Below are 16,661 nucleotides of genomic sequence, written 5' to 3' on the forward strand. Positions count from 1 at the left end.
ATATATATATACCTGTAAACAGCAGCCTTCAGCGCCTTTAAAAAGCATAGGAGGATGACTCCCGCACAGTACGGGGCTGAGTGTGAGGGTTAAGCTGCGGGATGCCGCAGCCCTTCACGCGGCCCGGCGGACAAGGTGCCGCAGCATTTCACTCCGGTCTGGCCTCCCCGTGCTTTTTGGCACAGCCCGGCCGCCCGGAAATTTATATTCATCCTTCCCGTGCCGCCGATACTGCCAGCAGCAGCGCCGTTGTGGTCTGGTTCATGCTTCCGTCATAAATCTCTTCGTCCAGCGTAACCGCATCCTTATAGGGCGTCACGTTCTGCAGCACATTTCCGTCCGCATCCAGCAGCTGTATCCGGTAAGAATACCCGATTCTTTGCTGCAACGCTTCCCCAGGCCGTATGTCCAGCGCCGCGTAGGCTTCCAGAATCTGCTTCTTCTCTTCCTGAGTGCCCACCATAAAAACCGTGCCGGTATTTCCGTTTGTCACCCGGATATCGGCCACCTCTTCCACCGGCACCAGAACCTCCCGCACATCAAATCCAGCTGCTTCTTCCCCATTTGCTTCCGTATTCACACCATAAACGCCTTCCGCAGGATCTGCAAGCCTGAAGCAGTCCTTCCCCGCAGTTTCCGGGTCCTCGTAAATGACCCGGAATGCCACATCCTTTCCCGGATAACCCGGTTCGGGAAAAACACTGTTCATAATACCAACACCGACATAGAGATAAATCTGATCTCCTAACGCATATCTTATATGGCTGCCGTAGCTGACTCCCCCAAATCCTGCATCTTCATTATCCTCCAGCTTATATGATAATCCGCCAAAGATAACCCTTCCGGTTTCCCGCTCCGTAATGTCCACGGTCTTTTTTTCCGTATCCACACGATAATCCAGCAGCCTGCCGATTTCCTCCTCCAGCTTTTCACCGCTCAGCTCATAAGGATCCATATGCGCGGTATCATAAGTTTCAAATACCAGGAGCTTTTCCAGATACAGCCCCGTTCCGCTTCCTACCAAAAAAGCAAGCGCCGCCTCGTCTCTTCCATCTCCGTCATAATCCCCGGCAGAAAGCTTCGGGCCGTCATACAAATTCACCCACTCCGCATCCACTTCATTAATGTTGTCCATTCCATCCAGACGGAAATTCATGTAAATGCCCCGATAACCGTATTCCGGGCTGACACAGCCGTATGCCTCATAAAGCCCGTCCTCTGTTGCGGCCAGCCGTACCATATAATCCCCGTCCTCCGGAACCACATCACCAAAGGAAAGCATCCTCCGGCTCTTCCAGCAATTTTCAAATACCCTGCCCATCACCTCATGAATATCGGGCAGTACCGTATCTTCCCGGCTCCCCTCCTGTGACATGGATGACTCTGGCTGACCATCCTCAGTATAGTTCACAGTTCCGGCCGTTTCAGGGGTTCCGGCCGTTTCCTCCGTTCCGTTTATTCCTGCGCTGTTTATTTCTGTGCCGTTTATTTCTGCTTTGTCTGTCCCCGCTCCATCCGCGCCGCCCGTCCCATTGGTCAGGCATACGGCGGCGATAACAAGAATCATAAGCGTTCCTCCAACGGCAGCCCATACGCCTGGCTTACGGAAACCAAGGATATTTTTTACGCGGCTTTTTGCATCCTTTTCCCCAAAAGAAAGGGGACCGGCGGGATGCAGCCGTCTGTTGGATGCAAAGGAAAGCAGCGAAAGGCTGTAATCCTTTTTGATTTCGCTTCCCATCTCCACCAGAACGTGCTCATCACAGCTCATCTCCATATCCCGCCCCATGCAGAAAAAAGCAAGCCACACAAACGGATGGAACCAGTATACGGCGGCCAGAAAAAATGCCAGTGCCTTGACGTAAACATCTTTTCTTCTGATATGAAACTCTTCATGGCGGATAATATACTCCCGTTCCCGTTCACTCAGGCGGAAAGGAAGGTAAATCCTTGGCCCAAACAGCCCCAGGACAAAGGGTGAACTGATATTGCCGCATTCATAAACATTGTCCTGAAGGCGGACCGCCATATGTACCGTCCTTCTGAGCCGCAGCCAGCAAAACAGGCTGTATAAAAGAATCGTTGCCAGCCCGGCCAGCCAAACCCACGATGCTATACGCAGCAAATCTGCCGCGCTCACACTTCCTCCTGTGATGCCGTCCAGAACCTTCTGCATCATACCTTCAGCCGCACCGGCCGGTATATTTCCGGTGGAATTTCCTGCCGCGCCGGCTATATCCACACCGGCTGTACCCGCAGCCACAGTTCCCCCTGCGTTTAATGCGTTTGCCGCAGCTCCTGCCCCCTGTGCCATTCCCTGCGCCCCGGAAGCCAGGCCGGCACCGGCTCTCTTTGCAACTCCCGCAGCACTTCCTCCCGCGGTAAGCCATTCCACCGCCGCTGCAATCCCCGCAGCCTTCCGCCCGATAAAATCAACATTAAACAGGCTGAATGCGGAAGAAACCGAAACCGGGCATATCAGCCGGAGCGCCGGAACCGCCCACAGATAATAGGAGTATTTCTTAGGAAGCCGCAGCCTTTGAAACAACAGCCGGACGGCCAGTACCACAAGGATCACCCAGGATGCCGTCATTCCCATGGAGATCAGCTGTGAAAACAATCCGCTTGCCATAAACAATCCCTCCTATTCCTCTTTATGTGCATCGATTAATGCCTTAATGCTTTCCGCTTCTTTTTCCGAAAGCGTTTTCCCCCCAAGGAAAGCGGCCACAAACTGGGGCAGGGAGCCTCCAAAGGTACGCTCCACAAAATATTCCGTTTCCTCCTTCTGTACCCGCTCCCTTGGGATCACAACGGAAACCACCGCATTTTCATTGGTAATATAGCCCTTATCACAAAGCTTTTTTATTGCCGTATAAGTGGTTGATTTTTTCCATCCCAGCTGACCTGCGCACAGTTTTACCAGTTCTCCTGAATTCACCGGCGCATTCTCCCATACAATCAGCATAAAACGATAATCACTGTCACATAATTTCAGATACTCCATAAAAAATCCTCCCTGATATAATAAGTCGGTGGTTATAGACCTTCTTTCCTTTAGTCTATAACCACCGACCTGCTTTGTCAATCAGTTTCTGAAGTATTTACCTGAAGAAACTGCCGGCCTTTAATAATTCATTATATAACAACAAAGAGGATATCGTTTAGGATATCCCCCTTGCCCTGTTACATATTCATCGTTCCCATCCGAAGCCTTTTCACCGAAATCTGCAAAAGTTTCAATACGTTTACTCTTACTGCCAAAATCAATACGTTCCTGTACTGTCAGCGGAAGGCGAAAGGATTGCCCTGGGGCTGTAGCAATTCCGGAATTCCTCTTTTGCGGCCTTCGAATACTTTTCAACAAACTTCAGTTTCGCTTCCGAATAGCCGTTGGGCCTTCCGTCTACAATGCGCCGTATTTTCCCACTTTCAATATCGCTCAGTATATTTTCCTTCAGCTTCCCGTATTCCGCCGCCACATCAGGATGCGCAATCAGGTAATCCCTAAAATATAACTCATCCCAGTTCCCCAGGTATCTCACATGGAGATGGAAAACCCTTTCTTCATACCCATCAATGGAATAGCCTTTCCCAAGCAGTAATTTCATCGGGTCATCCCACCGGATAAAAATTGCCTCCCCATATCCAATCGCCTTTAAAGCATCAACCAGCCTGGTTACATTACAGCAGCCATCAATCTCAAGCAGCATATCTATTGTAGGTTTCGCTATGACACCTTCGACAGCACTGCTCCCAATATGGTTCATCCGCACAACATCCTCGGCATTTACAGCATCTAAAATAATTTTCTTCTCGCTTTCATACCAGTCCTTATAACTTGTATTGTACTCCTTTAAAATGATTGGGAACGTTTTCTTAAATTCGTCCGCCGATAGTTCAGATACTTTCTTAGCCATAGCTGACACTCCTTGTCTGTGATAAAAAATCGCGCTGTTGATTTGATGGTTAAATCATAACATAACCGTTCCGGAGTTTCCACTTCGGTTTTCGGTTATTTCCGAAGGAAATTATCATTCCGTCATTTTCCCAAGAACGATAAAGGCAAAAAATTTATATCATCACGCATTCTGCAGAACCTCAATTGCATTTTGTCACAATCCCGCACAATTTTAATTTAAAATAAAATGCACCACTCCGCAGTCATACTGCGCCCAGATCCCATGTCTCGCCTCATCCCCTGACCTCACTCTGTCCACCACAAAACGGCCCTCCTCAAAATGCCCTTCCTCCAGGCAAAGGAACTCCATATTGTGAGCCAGATGCTGTCCGTTCAGCCAGTTAACCGGTATCGATCCGTCCTCCGGCTCAGCACCGGTAAAAAACAGTCTTACCTTATGCCCCACCAGATAAAATTCATTCTCCGCCATACAAAACAGCATTCCTCTTGCCGTCTCCTCAGCCAGGCTGGCCGGAAGACGGTTCAACCCCTCCAAATCCCGGTTATGATGGTAATCAAGCGGCACCCAGCCGGCATAATCTGTTCCCACACCCGCAAAGGAAACCCGGCATCTGCGGCCCGCGATTTCCATGTACTGTGAGTCCTGCCCCAGGCTCTGGCAGAAAACAGCAGTCTGCCGCACCCTGCCATCATACAACAGCTCCGATGCCGCCTTCAGCATGGCAAAGGAATGCATGATCGGGACAGCGGAAGCCTTCAGCTCCCCACTCTCATCCAGACAGCTTTCTATGCCGAACACATGATATCCAACGGCCTTGTGCTCACCCACCGCGCCAAACATACATGCAGCGTTCACGCTTGTCAGCCCCGATTCCGGCACATAAAGCGGCCAGCCTTTTTCCTTCCCGTCATAAATGTCATAGGCTTTGCGTACCGTGTCAGGGTTCATCTCGTAAATATCCGGGCACAGGGCATCCAGATGGCCGCATACACACTGCCACAGCGGCAGGCACTTGGAAACCGCCCCTCCGCAGGGATATTCCAGCCCGGCCAGATTCCAGCCGTGCATGCTGTTCCTGTCCATCCACACATTGGTATACATGAAAATATCCCTGACCGCTTTCCCTCTGGCCGCGATTTCATCGATATAGGAAGCAATCGCCCATGCCGTACAAAGCTCTGCGCCGAAGGCGCCAAACATTTCCTTCCAGCTTCCCGTGCTGACACCGCCGTTTTTCAGCCAGCTTTCATGTATGGCGCCCGCATCCTGCGACTGCGCCAGCAGCCTGATAGCCTCCGGCACCTCCCTGGAAAAAGCAGCCGTCCCCTGCTCACTGAAATCCCTCCTGGTCGCTGCAAAAATACCCGGTTCATTTTCCACCTGAACCGCTATAATGGTTTCTCTTTTTTCATCATAATCTTTCAGAATCTTCAACAGCTCACAGAAAGCTTCCGCATCTTTTTCCAGGTTATTCCTGCTGTGAGGGGAAAGCACCGTGGTTTCCGTGCCGTCCTTACACCGCACCCTCGGAAAACGTTCCCGATCCTTCTTCACCCAGGCCGGCGTGTATTCCATCTGCCCGTTTTTCCAGGTGCCGAACCATAACAGGATTCCATGCAGTCCATGGCTGCGGACAGCATCAATAATCGCATGGACGTAGCTGGTATTATACACGCCCTCCTCCGGCTCAAACGCATCCCAGCACACAGGGACCGCTATCGTATTTCCCCCGATTGCCCTGACGCTTTGGAACGACCTTTCCGCATCCTCCCCTGCTTTTCCTTCCCCAATCCCTCCAATCGGATAGGACGAAGAATTATGTACCTGTCCTCCTAATGAAAAAAATGGTTTCCCCGAAACCGTAAAACATGAATGTCTCATATTGCCCCTCCTTTTTCTGCCGCTCTTTCAACGGCCCCCAATCTTCGTTACAATCTCTTTAAATCATCTTAACCAAACTCCACTTCCCATTATTACAGTGCTCTCCGCAGTTCCTCCCATCCCGGCGCAAAGACCTTTTCACTCCCCTCCGACAAAACAGGCCCCCCAGCGCCGCCAGCATTGCATAGCCCTCCCCTGCGGCATCCATCATAAGATCCAGCTGTTTCCCCCTGATTTTCGTCAGATTACAGTCCAGCGCATAGCAGACATAGCATATCGGCAGGATAAACGCCAGGTGGCTTTATACCAGCCATCCATATATGAAACATAAACCGGCTGATATTTTCCCGTAAAAATGCTGGAAAACACAGTTTTCGTCCCTTCATCCGGCATGCTGTGCAGAAAACCGCAGGATAAATGTGAGATACCGAAACGCACACAGATTACCTCACCCTCCTCCCTGCGCCGCGTGCCAACACCGTTACCTCATGACCATTTTCCCATAATACATGGCACAGATAACTGCCGATAACCCCTGTACCGATAACCATAATTTTCATACCGGATACACCCCCTTTCTCCTGACAGCCGCCTGTGAATCTCTTTTCCCGGCTATAATGTTAGCTGGTTCTAACTAAGAGTAACACACTGGCAGGAATAATACATTGCAGCACAAGGGATGAGACAGTTTACAAGCATAATAATAAGCGAATACCATGTATCAATGACACGCGCCTTGACAAGGCCTGATACATCTTCTATAGTACAAATATTATCGACCGTGGGGACAGGCCGCTGAATACACGGAGCAACTACCAACCTCCAAAACAGCCGGCCCTAAGCCCGGCATTCTGTTCCGATACCGCCACTTAGCAACTTTCGCCCTTTTATCAATGATATCGCCGCCCGCTAAACTCACAATCACAGGAGGAATCCGCCATGAAGCACATGATAAGACTTACCGACCACACAGCAACGGACATTATGGATATCTTTCACATCGCAGATGAAATCCGGCAGGGAAAATACGCAAATATCCTGAAGGGAAAAAGTATTGTCATGTTTTTCCCCGAAACAAGCATCCGCACAAGAGTTACCTTTGAAAAAGGCATCTCCCTGCTGGGCGGCCAGCCCATCCTGTTCCCGCCTGAAGCCCTGGATAAAAAAGAGGCGCTGCAGGATGTCTGCGGCTATCTCAGTCTTTGGGCCGACGCCCTTATCGTCAGGCACAAGGATATCCGCCTCCTTGAAAAACTGGCGCAGCATTCCAATATCCCCGTGATCAACGCCATGACCGACAGCAACCATCCCTGCGAGATCATCGCAGATATGTATGCCCTTTCCAAACGGAGAAAAGATTTCCTAAAAGACAGCTACCTGTTCTGCGGTGAAAACGGCAACATCGGCCTGGCATGGAAGGAAGCCTCACTTGTCATGGGCTTTGATTTATCGCAGTGCTGTCCAAAGGGCTGGGAAATGGAGCACATTACAGCCTTTGATACTATTACGGAGGCCATCCGGGGAAAAGACATCATATGTACGGATTCCCTGCCCCCGGATGCTCCCGCGGCCTTCAAAAACTGCCAGGTAACCAGGGCAGTTATGGAAATGGCCAACAAAGGCGCCCTGCTCAATCCCTGTCCTCCCTTTTCCCGGGGCAGGGAAGTCTCCGCCGACGCCCTGGACTCCGAATACTTCGTGGGCTATGAATTTAAGAAACACCTGCTTGAGGTACAGCAGGCCATCCTCATTTACTGCCTCACAAGGTAATCCTCTCCCCGCGCCAAAACAGTCTGTACTTTCCGGATTACGGCTGCCCTCCCGACAAAATAAGCTCTATCAGCCGGGAAGCCTCGCTTTTCGTCAGCGTTTCCGGATTCCAGTTGATTTTTATCTTTTTCTGTGCCGCCAGCCTCGCCAGGAATGCCACCTGCTTCGGGCTGGCGGGGAACTCCGTCCTCCCCTTCCCGCTGCAGTTCAGGGGCGCCGGTTTAAAAACCCGAGGTTCTCTTTCTTCAAAATAATGAGCAAGCGTCTGATACAGCTTTGCCGTTGCCAAAGCATCATGATATGCCCGGTGTGCCGCCTTATTGTCTATCTCATAATGGGCGCACAGGGCCTCCAGGCTTTTCGATTCCATATTTTTATGGACGCGCCGGGCAATTTTCAGGGTATCAATCCCCTGCTTCTCAAAAGACGGCCCCAAAAGCTCCGCCTGGTTTTTCATAAAGCTGTAATCAAAAATAATATTATGCCCCACCAGCACTTCATTCCCACAGAAATCCAGAAACGCAGGAATCACCTCCTCCCGTCTGCGGGCGTCGGCCACCATCTCATTGGTAATTCCGGTAATCTCCGTGATTCTTGCGGAAATAGGCTCGCGCGGCATTATGAATTCCATAAATCGTTCCTGAACCTTCCCGTCCTGCACTTTCAGCGCGCCGATTTCAATAATTTCATTGGTCTCCGGGCTCAGACCTGTGGTTTCCAGGTCAAAAGCAATATATGATTTTAACATGTCCTCTGCCGTATTCCTTTCCTTTTCGGCACCGCAACCGCTGCGGCCACAGGCCGGATAAGCTTTATCTTCGAAAATTACCATCCGCATTCATTATAAAATATTTTTGTTAATTATTCTACCTCAAGCGGTTCTGGTACGGCTTATTTTTTCTCAAAAAGAGCTTTCACCATAGCTGCTGTATTTTTCCCTGCTTTTTGATACAATGAAAAGAAAACAGGAAAGCGGCTTTTGTCCGGCAAGGTGGAATTATGATTGATATAGGCATGCCAACGCTCATCGAGTTACCCGAAATTGAAGACTGTGCCGCACTATGTTCTAAGCTTGGGCTTCAGTTTGTGGAGCTGAATATGAATCTCCCCCAATACCAGACTGTCAGCTTAGATACTGACAGACTGGAAGCAGCTGCGAAGAGATACGGTATTTATTTTACCATACATTTGGACGAAAACCTGAATGTCAGCGATTTCAACCTGTTTGTCGCTCAAGCCTATACCCGCACGGTATTGGAAACAATCCGTATTGCACGCAGGCTGAATATCCCAGTGCTTAATATGCATTTGTCCGAAGGCGTGTATTTTACGCTTCCCGACAGGAAAATATTTCTGTACGAGCAATACAGGGAGCAATATTTACAGAGCATCCGGCTTTTCCGGGAAACCTGCGAGAATAATGTCGGAGCGTCCAACCTTAAAATCTGCATTGAAAACAGCAGCGGCTACACGGATTTTCAGCTTCTGGCGCTGGATCTGCTGCTGGAAAGCACCGTATTCGCGCTGACCTTTGATATCGGACATGATTACTGCATCAATCATAAGGATGAGCCGATAATAATCAGCCGCAGAGACAGGCTGCACCATTTTCATTTCCACGACGCCACGGCGGGAAAAAATCACCTTCCCCTTGGCGCCGGGGAAATCGCCCTGCAGAAGTATCTGCATCTTGCCCTCCAATGCCATGCCCGCCTGGTTCTGGAAACGAAAACCGTGGAGGGGCTGGAAAGGTCGGCGGAATGGATGAAAGCGCATCTTATGGATGCTTAAAAAAGCTCTGCCGCTTTACAGCGGACAGAGCTTCCATATCTAATAATTGTATCCTGCAGGCTTTTGTCATTCTTTCACGGCACCAAGCATAATACCGTTTACAAAGTACTTCTGTAAAAAAGGATACACGACCAGCATGGGTATCATTGCAATGAAGATTTTTGCCGCATCCAGAGATTTGTTGGAAAGTTTATCCATCTTCTCGATCTGATCCATAGACAGATTGGTCGTCTGTATGCTGACCACCATTTGCTTGATATAGGTCTGCAGCGGATAATGCCGTTCCCCGCTGGAAAGCACAAGCCCCTGGAAAAATTCATTCCAGTAGCCCACGCTGGTGAACAGAATCAATGTGGCAAGAACAGGAATCGCACAGGGAACCACGATCCGGAATAGTATTCTCCACTCCCCTGCACCGTCTACCTGTGCCGCTTCTATCAGCTCCTTCGGAATCCCCCTGTAAAAATTAATCAGCAGAATCAAATTGAAAACCGGCAGGCCGCCGCACAATACCAGTCCCCATATATTATCAATCAGTCCGTATTTTACCATGGTGATATACCAGGGAATGGTCCCTCCGTTAAAAAGCATACAGAAAATGACTATCCACATAATCACGTTCTTAGGCCTGTATTCTGAGGCCGGCTTAGATAACGGATAGGCAAAAATAATCAGTATCAGCATGGTTACAATTGTGCCTAGGACCGTTCTTTCCACGGATATCAGAAATGAACGGAAGAACTGCGTATCCCCCATAATCTGCTGGTAGGAAGCCAGTGAAAAGCCCACGGGATAAAAAGTAACCAACCCGGAGTTTGCAGCCGATTTACTGGAAACGGATAAACAGAAGGCATACCAGAGAGGATAAATACAGGAAACGGACAGCAGCGTCATAAGAATGACGTTAAATACATTAAATATTCTGCTTCCTATTGATTTACTTTGGATCATATGTATTCTCCTTTACAAATATAAATTGTATTCGCGAACCGACGGACTCAGAAAATTTTATAATCTGCAGCCTTGTATGCAATGATATAGGACACCACAATCAGGATAAAACTGATTGCGGATTTAAACAGGCCTGCTGCCGTAGCCAGTGAGAACTGCACATTCAATAATCCCATCCGGTAAACCCAGGTATCCAGAATATCTCCCGTGGAATAGACAAGTGGGCTGTACAGGTTAAATACCTGATCGAAACCTGCATTCAGGACATTCCCTAATCCCAGGACAGCTACCACGACGATCGTCGGCGCAATTCCCGGCAGCGTAATATGCCACACGGCCTTCAGCCTGCTGCAGCCGTCTATGGCTGCGGCTTCATACAGATCCTGGCTGACGCCTGTCAAAGCCGCCAGGTAAATAACCGCATTATATCCAAATTCCTTCCATACATCAGAAAAAATAACCAGCTGCCTGAAATATTTTTCTTCCGCAAACCAAATCTTAGGCTCCACGCCAAAAGCAGACACTATCGTATTAAAAGCCCCCCGGAAGCTGAACAGCTCCAGAAAAATACTCGCCAGAATAACCCATGAAAGGAAATGGGGCAGATAAACCACCGTCTGAACGATCTTCTTAAATTTCATTTTTCTTATTTCATTCAGAAGAAGTGCAAAAGCAAGAGGTACAATTACGTTTAGTACAAGCTTTGATACAGCAATAATTACGGTATTCACTATAACACGTTTACTGTCGCTCATAGAAAAGAGGTATTGAAAATTTTCCAGGCCGATAAAATCAGACCGGAAAAAACCTTTTACCGGATCATAATTTTCAAAAGCCATTACAATGCCTATCATGGGAACAATATTAAATAAAATCAGCCAGAGCATTCCAACGCCCACCATGATATTATAATTCAGAAAGGTTGTGGATTTTCTTTTCCTGCCAGGCTTTTGCAGATGCATAAGAGCAGTTTTCATAAGATTCCTCCATGTAAATATTTATATTGCTTCTGATTGAAAGAAGGAAGGATTACAGCAGGGCTGCAATCCTTCTTAAAGCCTATTGAAGCTCGGCTACTTCCTGCAGAATCGTATCTCCGCCTTCCGCTTTCCACTTTTTAATGAATTCATCATAAGCGCTGATATCGGATTTTCCAGTGATTACCTTCATAACCATTTCCTTTTCCATAGACAGAAGATTGGACCACTTGCTCTCCATAGTTGGTGTCTGGCTGAAAACACAGCTGCGGGTCTTCTTGTCAACAGTCGTGGTGGCATAAGGCCTGTCACCGATAAGCAGGGAATACATTCTCTGGAAATCACCGAAGTTCTCCATGCTGAAGTCCTCAATAGAAAGCTGTTTTCCACTCTCATAGCCTGGAACAACATCCTTTACCACGGAAACATCGTTGGCCAGCAGCTTGTATGCACTGGAAATACCCTGATAATCCTCGGGAGAAGTTTTTCCATCCAGTACGTTAATCAATTCGTGATAGGTATATTCACACTCATCCGCCGGAGCCATCAGCGTTCTTACCGGCCAGAAATCCAAGGGCTGCTCAGATACATCAAACTTGCTCTCGTCTCTGAGCAATACGTTAGCCATAATAATAACCGCTTTCGCCACATCCTCAGAAGCATTTTTATTGATTACACAATAGCCAGTGGTGGCAGAGCCTGCCTTTACATAATATTTATTATCATCCGTATAAATGGGATATGCCTGCCAGTTCGCCGTGGGATCATTTCTGTATGCATCCCCGATGCCGTAACCGGATACCCACCAGGCTCCAAAAAACATTCCGACCTTTCCGGAATTAATCAGTTCGATTGTAGAATCCCTTGTCCCCATTTCCTGATCGATATATCCCTTTTGATACCAGTCGGCCAGACGTTCCAGGGTTGCTCTCGTTGCCGCGCTATCCGTTCCATAAGTCACATTTCCGTTCTCATCCTTCAAAAAGATACCTGGATAACAATCATTAGCTGAAAATACGGCGTCGAAACCGCCTGTAGTAGTCGCTGTTTCCTGGAAAGTTGTATAACAGTTGGTATTTTTATCAGGACCGGCAATCGGTATTGTATCCTCGCCTGCAGGCTTCTTTTCCGCAAATACTTTTGCTATATTCTCTACATCATCCAATGTTTTCGGTGCTTCCAGTCCACATTCATTCAGCCAGTCCTGGCGAATATTGATAACCTGTATTCCTGCTGTCTCCACTTCAGTTGCTGGAATTGCATACTGCCGGCCATCCACGCTGGCTTCTTTGATTGCCTCTCCACCCGTAGATTCCATTACCTCCTTCACTTGAGGAGACTGCATCTGCTGGAACAGGTCGGTAATATCATACAGCTGACCACTTCTTGCCGCCTTCAACATATACTCCCTGGAAACTGTCATTGCATCAGGCAGCGTATTGCTGGCGATGCAAAGCGCCACCTTCTGTGTATAATCGTTGCCGCTGGCTGCAGTCCAATCCACTACTACCTTAATGTTGAAATTCTCCAGCAGATAATCCGTATACTGGTTATTCTCCACGCTCAGTCCTTCCGGCAGCGTATCTGTGGGACTGACGCCCTGCCCGATATGAACCTCCACAACCTCCGGGAATTTCTGAAATGCGGCTTCCTGTGAACCGGCTGTTTCTGTCGATACGGAACCTCCCTCAACCTCTGAAGCCGGAACATCTGCAGTTCCCGCATCTGTTGGCTTTGAACCGCAGCCCGCAAGCAATGAAAATGTCATTGCGCCTGCAAGTAACATGGAAACAAGTTTTTTCTTTTTCATTGTAAACCTCCCTGTTTATGCGGAGAAAATACGACTTCTGTACGAGCAGAGGATTTTCTCCATTATTGTGTAAAATAAAGTTACTGTTGTTTTTCTGTCTTTATTTTATTATTTATTTTACCCATACGTAACCAGCAAACGCCCCCATTTTATAGAACAATTGCATAGACATATATGTCATTTGTAAATAATTTTCTAAAAAAACAGAACAAATATATAAAACAGAGACGTTTGTTCTTTCCACTGCGAACAAACGTCTCTGTAAGGCTGTAACATAATACCCCTGTTTATTATTTCCCGGCAAAATACTGTACAATATACCCAATCATTATTTATCAGAAAGCGCCCTCTTATACTCAGAAAATGTAATGCCTTCCCTGAGCTGGAATACCTTTGCAAAATATTTTTCATCCCGGTAGCCTACCTGATAAGACACCTCAGAAAAGGACAGGCTGTAGTTTTCCCTGACCATTTTCTTTGCCAGCTCCACTCTCTCCTTCCGTATAAAACCATTCACGGAAAAACCGGTATATTTTTTAAAGCTGGTAGAGAAATAGCTGCGTGACATGCTTATGGAATCCGCCGCATCTTCGGTTTTTAATTCGTTTTCGGTCAGATGCTCCAGGATATAATCTGCAGCAACCAGTATAAGGCTCTCGATACGCTGATTATTTTCCTGACGGCGGATACTGTCAATCAGCTTCTCCCTCATTTGCGGCATCCACTCCATCTGACTATCATGAAAATCAAAATCATCCTCAGAAAGATGCACCTCAAAGCTCTGGGAAACAGTACGCAACATATGCAGTAAAAGTCGGTAACGTTCGATTTCATTCAGCTGTGCGGCCGCCGTCCTTTCCCTTAAGACCTCCATTTCTTCCCTGTTATAAATACAGTGTAATGCACTGATTTCATCACAAAATCCATCAATAAGCTCTTTTTTGCTTTCTCTGGGAGAGCTTTCCGCCGTCGCCCGGGAATCCATCTGTGAAGCAATCCGCCGGAAGATTTCCGCACAATCCTCCTGATCCAGCTGCAGCTTGGAGATATAGTCACAGACACCCAGCCGCAGCGCCTTTTGAATATAATCAAAGCTTTCATGCGAGCTCAGAACCACATATTTTATTTCCGGCCTTCTCAGCTTACATTCTCGTATAAAATCCAGCCCACACAGCACCGGCATCGCCAGATCCACAACGGCAAGATCCACTTCATTCTGTTCAATGAAATCCAGGGCAAGCGCTCCATTGGCCACATCCCCAACAACCGTAAAACCGCACTCCTCCCAGGGAACAATGGATATCAACCCTTTCCTGGCCAGTTTATCATCATCAACAATCAGCACTCGATACATGAGCATCACCCTTCGGTAAAATAATTTTAACCACAGTTCCTTTTCCGGCCGAGCTTTCAATCCGCAGCTTAGCCCGCTCCCCATACACTGCGTCCAATGTCATTTTCAGATACCGAAGCCCTATTCCTTTATTTTTCCGGCTTTCTTCCGGATTTTCCACCTCATTCTCCGGAGTCAGCACGAACCCTTTTCCATCATCAGTAAGCGTAATATGTATCTGATCCGCTTCCTGCCACACTTTTACCCACAGATGGCCGAACTCGTCCATATTATGGCAGACGGAATTTTCCGCAATTGGCTGAAGAATGAAGCGCGCGCATTCCTGATCCAGGTAATCTCCTTCCTCCACATCCATAATATAGTCAAAATCATAGGTTGTCTGCTGCAGCTCCAGATAATTTTCAAGAGCGCGCAGCTCAGTGCGCAGGGTCGTTACATAATCAATTTTTCCCAGCGAATAAGACAGGATATAGCCCAGCCGGTTCACATAGGATGAAATATCCTCTGCCTTTTCTGCAATTGCCATCCAGCGTACCGTATTCAGTGCATTCATTAGAAAATGGGGATTGATTTGGTATTTCAGTTTTTCCAGCTCCAGCAACGACTTTTCCTTCATCTGCTGCTGGTTTTTATCCATCAGTGACTTAATCTGCTGCTTCATCCGGTTAAACACTTCAAACAGATGATCAAATTCCTTCAGGTTAAAGTGGTATTCCGATATTTCAAAATTACCATCGCTGAAATATGCCATTTCATTTTCCAATGCTTTAAGAGGCCGGGATAGCAGCCAAATCTGTGAAAACGTAACAATGGCAAGAATTGCAAAAGAAATAAATACTGCAATAAAAATCCAGATCAGCCACTGATTGGTCTGATGGGAATATTCATTAAATGGAAGCAAAAGGACATAAGAAAAACCATATCTGCTGTTTTCCGCAACACCTATGTATTGATTCTGATTAATCATTCCTTCATCATCTACCGCAACGGATGTTCCTACAGGAAAATTATCCGAACTGCTGTAGATTACCCGGTTCTCAGAATCCAGCTGAAGAAAAGCATACGCTGTTTTCTCCAGCTCCGATTTATTCCGCAGCGAAGAAAGCACATCCGTCTTCGCCTCCAGATAAATGACAGCCTCCAAACCGTTACTGAACACGATGGGCCGCATTACTGAAACCACATCCTTATTCAGAATATTATTATACGTTTCATGTACCGGCTGGAATACTATCTCATCCGTCTTAATGAGAACCGGCAGGCCCTCTGGTTCGAAATGTTCGGACACCGGAAAACTGGAAAAAATAATTTCATTAGAACCGTTATCCTGTTCCTTCTCAGAAAAATAGACTGAAAGCAGGATATTTTCGGTTCCAAAGGTTGCAATGTTCAGGCTGTTTGCAAATAAACTATAATCATTAATTCTGTCATACTGTATGCTTCCCGAAAGAAAGGAATCATACTTTTCTCCAATCAGTCCTGTAGGAGTCATGTTTTGTGAAACCTGCAATATCTCATTATATTCGGAATCAACACGGCTGATAATATCCTGAAGCGCCGCGGTGAGTGAATTTTCCACACGGGAACGCTGGGCGATCGTCCAGGAAAAACGGATTACGATAAAAATAAGAATAAGGCACAGAAGAATGCTTACTATAAGGATTTGTAAAAATCTAACCTTTAAGGAGTTTCCAGATAAAAATTTCCCCCTTTTGATGGGCTCCTTAAAAGAACTCCCCTTTAAGAAGTTTTCCTTCAAGAAGCTCCTGAATCGGGGTTCACTGCTGTTCCTGATTTTATGAAATGTCTGTTTCCCCTCATTGCGCTGCAATATATCCCCCTCCATCCCCTCTGTTTACGACACAGACCTTTTCTTTCTCACCATATTGAGGTATGCCTGCTGCCGGATACACCGATATATCTCATATGACGACTGACAGCGGATTAACTGTTTTTCAGTGTTTTATTTTTTCATTTCTCCTAATTTTCAGAACAATTCTTTTATAACTTTTTATGGGAATTTTTTATATTTCTTTATAAATTCTATAAAAGTATAGAACATTTTCAGAGGGAAATCAATCCCTGCTGCAGCCTTGCTGCTACAGTCTTATTCTATCTATGTTCAGGATAAACGCATAAATTTCACCACAATATATTAATGGTGCAAATATACAAAACAAATAATATAAAATATTACATTTTCA

13 protein-coding genes are annotated in these 16,661 nt (G+C 47.0%); 2 read left to right on the forward strand and 11 right to left on the reverse strand.

The window, feature by feature from the left end; all coding sequences use genetic code 11:
- Window positions 1-208 precede the first annotated feature (208 nt).
- From HMPREF1548_RS27090 to HMPREF1548_RS29730, 5 genes are all read right to left on the reverse strand, one after another.
- Window positions 209-2,632, reverse strand: a complete 2,424-nt coding sequence (locus HMPREF1548_RS27090; RefSeq protein WP_021640042.1) for a M56 family metallopeptidase — start codon at window positions 2,630-2,632, stop codon at window positions 209-211.
- 12 nt (window positions 2,633-2,644) lie between these two features.
- Entirely contained in the window at window positions 2,645-3,007 is a 363-nt protein-coding gene (locus HMPREF1548_RS27095; RefSeq protein ID WP_035324206.1) for a BlaI/MecI/CopY family transcriptional regulator, read from the reverse strand.
- Window positions 3,008-3,266: 259 nt separating this feature from the next.
- Window positions 3,267-3,920 (reverse strand): GrpB family protein, encoded by a 654-nt coding sequence (locus HMPREF1548_RS27100; RefSeq protein ID WP_021640044.1) that lies wholly within the window; start codon window positions 3,918-3,920, stop codon window positions 3,267-3,269.
- A gap of 213 nt (window positions 3,921-4,133) precedes the next feature.
- Entirely contained in the window at window positions 4,134-5,804 is a 1,671-nt protein-coding gene (locus tag HMPREF1548_RS27105) for a DUF5597 domain-containing protein (protein ID WP_021640045.1), read from the reverse strand.
- Between the two features lie 443 nt (window positions 5,805-6,247).
- Window positions 6,248-6,364 (reverse strand): 2-dehydropantoate 2-reductase N-terminal domain-containing protein, encoded by a 117-nt coding sequence (locus tag HMPREF1548_RS29730; RefSeq protein ID WP_021640048.1) that lies wholly within the window; start codon window positions 6,362-6,364, stop codon window positions 6,248-6,250.
- Window positions 6,365-6,743: 379 nt separating this feature from the next.
- Here HMPREF1548_RS29730 and HMPREF1548_RS27115 point away from each other — a divergent pair, with 379 nt between their 5' ends.
- Window positions 6,744-7,574: an ornithine carbamoyltransferase gene (locus HMPREF1548_RS27115; RefSeq protein ID WP_021640049.1), complete on the forward strand. Its 831-nt coding sequence runs from the start codon at window positions 6,744-6,746 to the stop codon at window positions 7,572-7,574.
- A 37-nt stretch (window positions 7,575-7,611) separates the two neighbouring features.
- Here HMPREF1548_RS27115 and HMPREF1548_RS27120 read toward each other — a convergent pair whose 3' ends face one another.
- The gene (locus HMPREF1548_RS27120; RefSeq protein WP_035324279.1) at window positions 7,612-8,322 is read right to left on the reverse strand and encodes a 3'-5' exonuclease; all 711 of its coding nucleotides are present in this window, start codon (window positions 8,320-8,322) and stop codon (window positions 7,612-7,614) included.
- A gap of 251 nt (window positions 8,323-8,573) precedes the next feature.
- Here HMPREF1548_RS27120 and HMPREF1548_RS27125 point away from each other — a divergent pair, with 251 nt between their 5' ends.
- Window positions 8,574-9,365, forward strand: coding sequence for a sugar phosphate isomerase/epimerase family protein (locus HMPREF1548_RS27125; RefSeq protein ID WP_021640051.1), 792 nt, complete (start codon window positions 8,574-8,576; stop codon window positions 9,363-9,365).
- Window positions 9,366-9,431: 66 nt separating this feature from the next.
- Here the strand turns inward: HMPREF1548_RS27125 and HMPREF1548_RS27130 are convergent, their stop codons facing one another.
- The 5 genes from HMPREF1548_RS27130 to HMPREF1548_RS27150 all read right to left on the reverse strand — a co-directional run bounded on the left by HMPREF1548_RS27130 (window position 9,432) and on the right by HMPREF1548_RS27150 (window position 16,036).
- On the reverse strand, window positions 9,432-10,316 hold the full coding sequence (locus HMPREF1548_RS27130; protein WP_021640052.1) for a carbohydrate ABC transporter permease: 885 nt from the start codon (window positions 10,314-10,316) through the stop codon (window positions 9,432-9,434).
- 47 nt (window positions 10,317-10,363) lie between these two features.
- Window positions 10,364-11,293, reverse strand: coding sequence for an ABC transporter permease (locus HMPREF1548_RS27135; RefSeq protein ID WP_021640053.1), 930 nt, complete (start codon window positions 11,291-11,293; stop codon window positions 10,364-10,366).
- Window positions 11,294-11,375: 82 nt separating this feature from the next.
- Complete coding sequence (locus tag HMPREF1548_RS27140) at window positions 11,376-13,103, reverse strand: type 2 periplasmic-binding domain-containing protein (RefSeq protein ID WP_021640054.1); 1,728 nt, start codon at window positions 13,101-13,103, stop codon at window positions 11,376-11,378.
- A 328-nt stretch (window positions 13,104-13,431) separates the two neighbouring features.
- The gene (locus HMPREF1548_RS27145; RefSeq protein ID WP_035324208.1) at window positions 13,432-14,457 is read right to left on the reverse strand and encodes a response regulator transcription factor; all 1,026 of its coding nucleotides are present in this window, start codon (window positions 14,455-14,457) and stop codon (window positions 13,432-13,434) included.
- Entirely contained in the window at window positions 14,435-16,036 is a 1,602-nt protein-coding gene (locus tag HMPREF1548_RS27150; RefSeq protein WP_198168691.1) for a sensor histidine kinase, read from the reverse strand. Before HMPREF1548_RS27150 ends, HMPREF1548_RS27145 begins: the two co-directional genes overlap by 23 nt.
- Between the last annotated feature and the right edge of the window lie 625 nt (window positions 16,037-16,661).

This window comes from Clostridium sp. KLE 1755, assembly GCF_000466465.2.
Lineage (GTDB): Bacteria > Bacillota > Clostridia > Lachnospirales > Lachnospiraceae > Eisenbergiella > Eisenbergiella porci.

What these genes read in the sequence shown, in the direction of transcription:
- HMPREF1548_RS27100 (WP_021640044.1), bottom strand. Translation starts at nt 3,920, where the DNA reads ATGGCTAAGAAAGTATCTGAACTATCGGCGGACGAATTTAAGAAAACG.
- HMPREF1548_RS27145 (WP_035324208.1), bottom strand. Translation starts at nt 14,457, where the DNA reads ATGTATCGAGTGCTGATTGTTGATGATGATAAACTGGCCAGGAAAGGG.
- HMPREF1548_RS27115 (WP_021640049.1), top strand. Translation starts at nt 6,744, where the DNA reads ATGAAGCACATGATAAGACTTACCGACCACACAGCAACGGACATTATG.
- HMPREF1548_RS27140 (WP_021640054.1), bottom strand. Translation starts at nt 13,103, where the DNA reads ATGAAAAAGAAAAAACTTGTTTCCATGTTACTTGCAGGCGCAATGACA.
- HMPREF1548_RS27105 (WP_021640045.1), bottom strand. Translation starts at nt 5,804, where the DNA reads ATGAGACATTCATGTTTTACGGTTTCGGGGAAACCATTTTTTTCATTA.
- HMPREF1548_RS29730 (WP_021640048.1), bottom strand. Translation starts at nt 6,364, where the DNA reads ATGAAAATTATGGTTATCGGTACAGGGGTTATCGGCAGTTATCTGTGC.
- HMPREF1548_RS27130 (WP_021640052.1), bottom strand. Translation starts at nt 10,316, where the DNA reads ATGATCCAAAGTAAATCAATAGGAAGCAGAATATTTAATGTATTTAAC.
- HMPREF1548_RS27095 (WP_035324206.1), bottom strand. Translation starts at nt 3,007, where the DNA reads ATGGAGTATCTGAAATTATGTGACAGTGATTATCGTTTTATGCTGATT.
- HMPREF1548_RS27120 (WP_035324279.1), bottom strand. Translation starts at nt 8,322, where the DNA reads ATGTTAAAATCATATATTGCTTTTGACCTGGAAACCACAGGTCTGAGC.
- HMPREF1548_RS27090 (WP_021640042.1), bottom strand. Translation starts at nt 2,632, where the DNA reads ATGGCAAGCGGATTGTTTTCACAGCTGATCTCCATGGGAATGACGGCA.
- HMPREF1548_RS27135 (WP_021640053.1), bottom strand. Translation starts at nt 11,293, where the DNA reads ATGAAAACTGCTCTTATGCATCTGCAAAAGCCTGGCAGGAAAAGAAAA.
- HMPREF1548_RS27125 (WP_021640051.1), top strand. Translation starts at nt 8,574, where the DNA reads ATGATTGATATAGGCATGCCAACGCTCATCGAGTTACCCGAAATTGAA.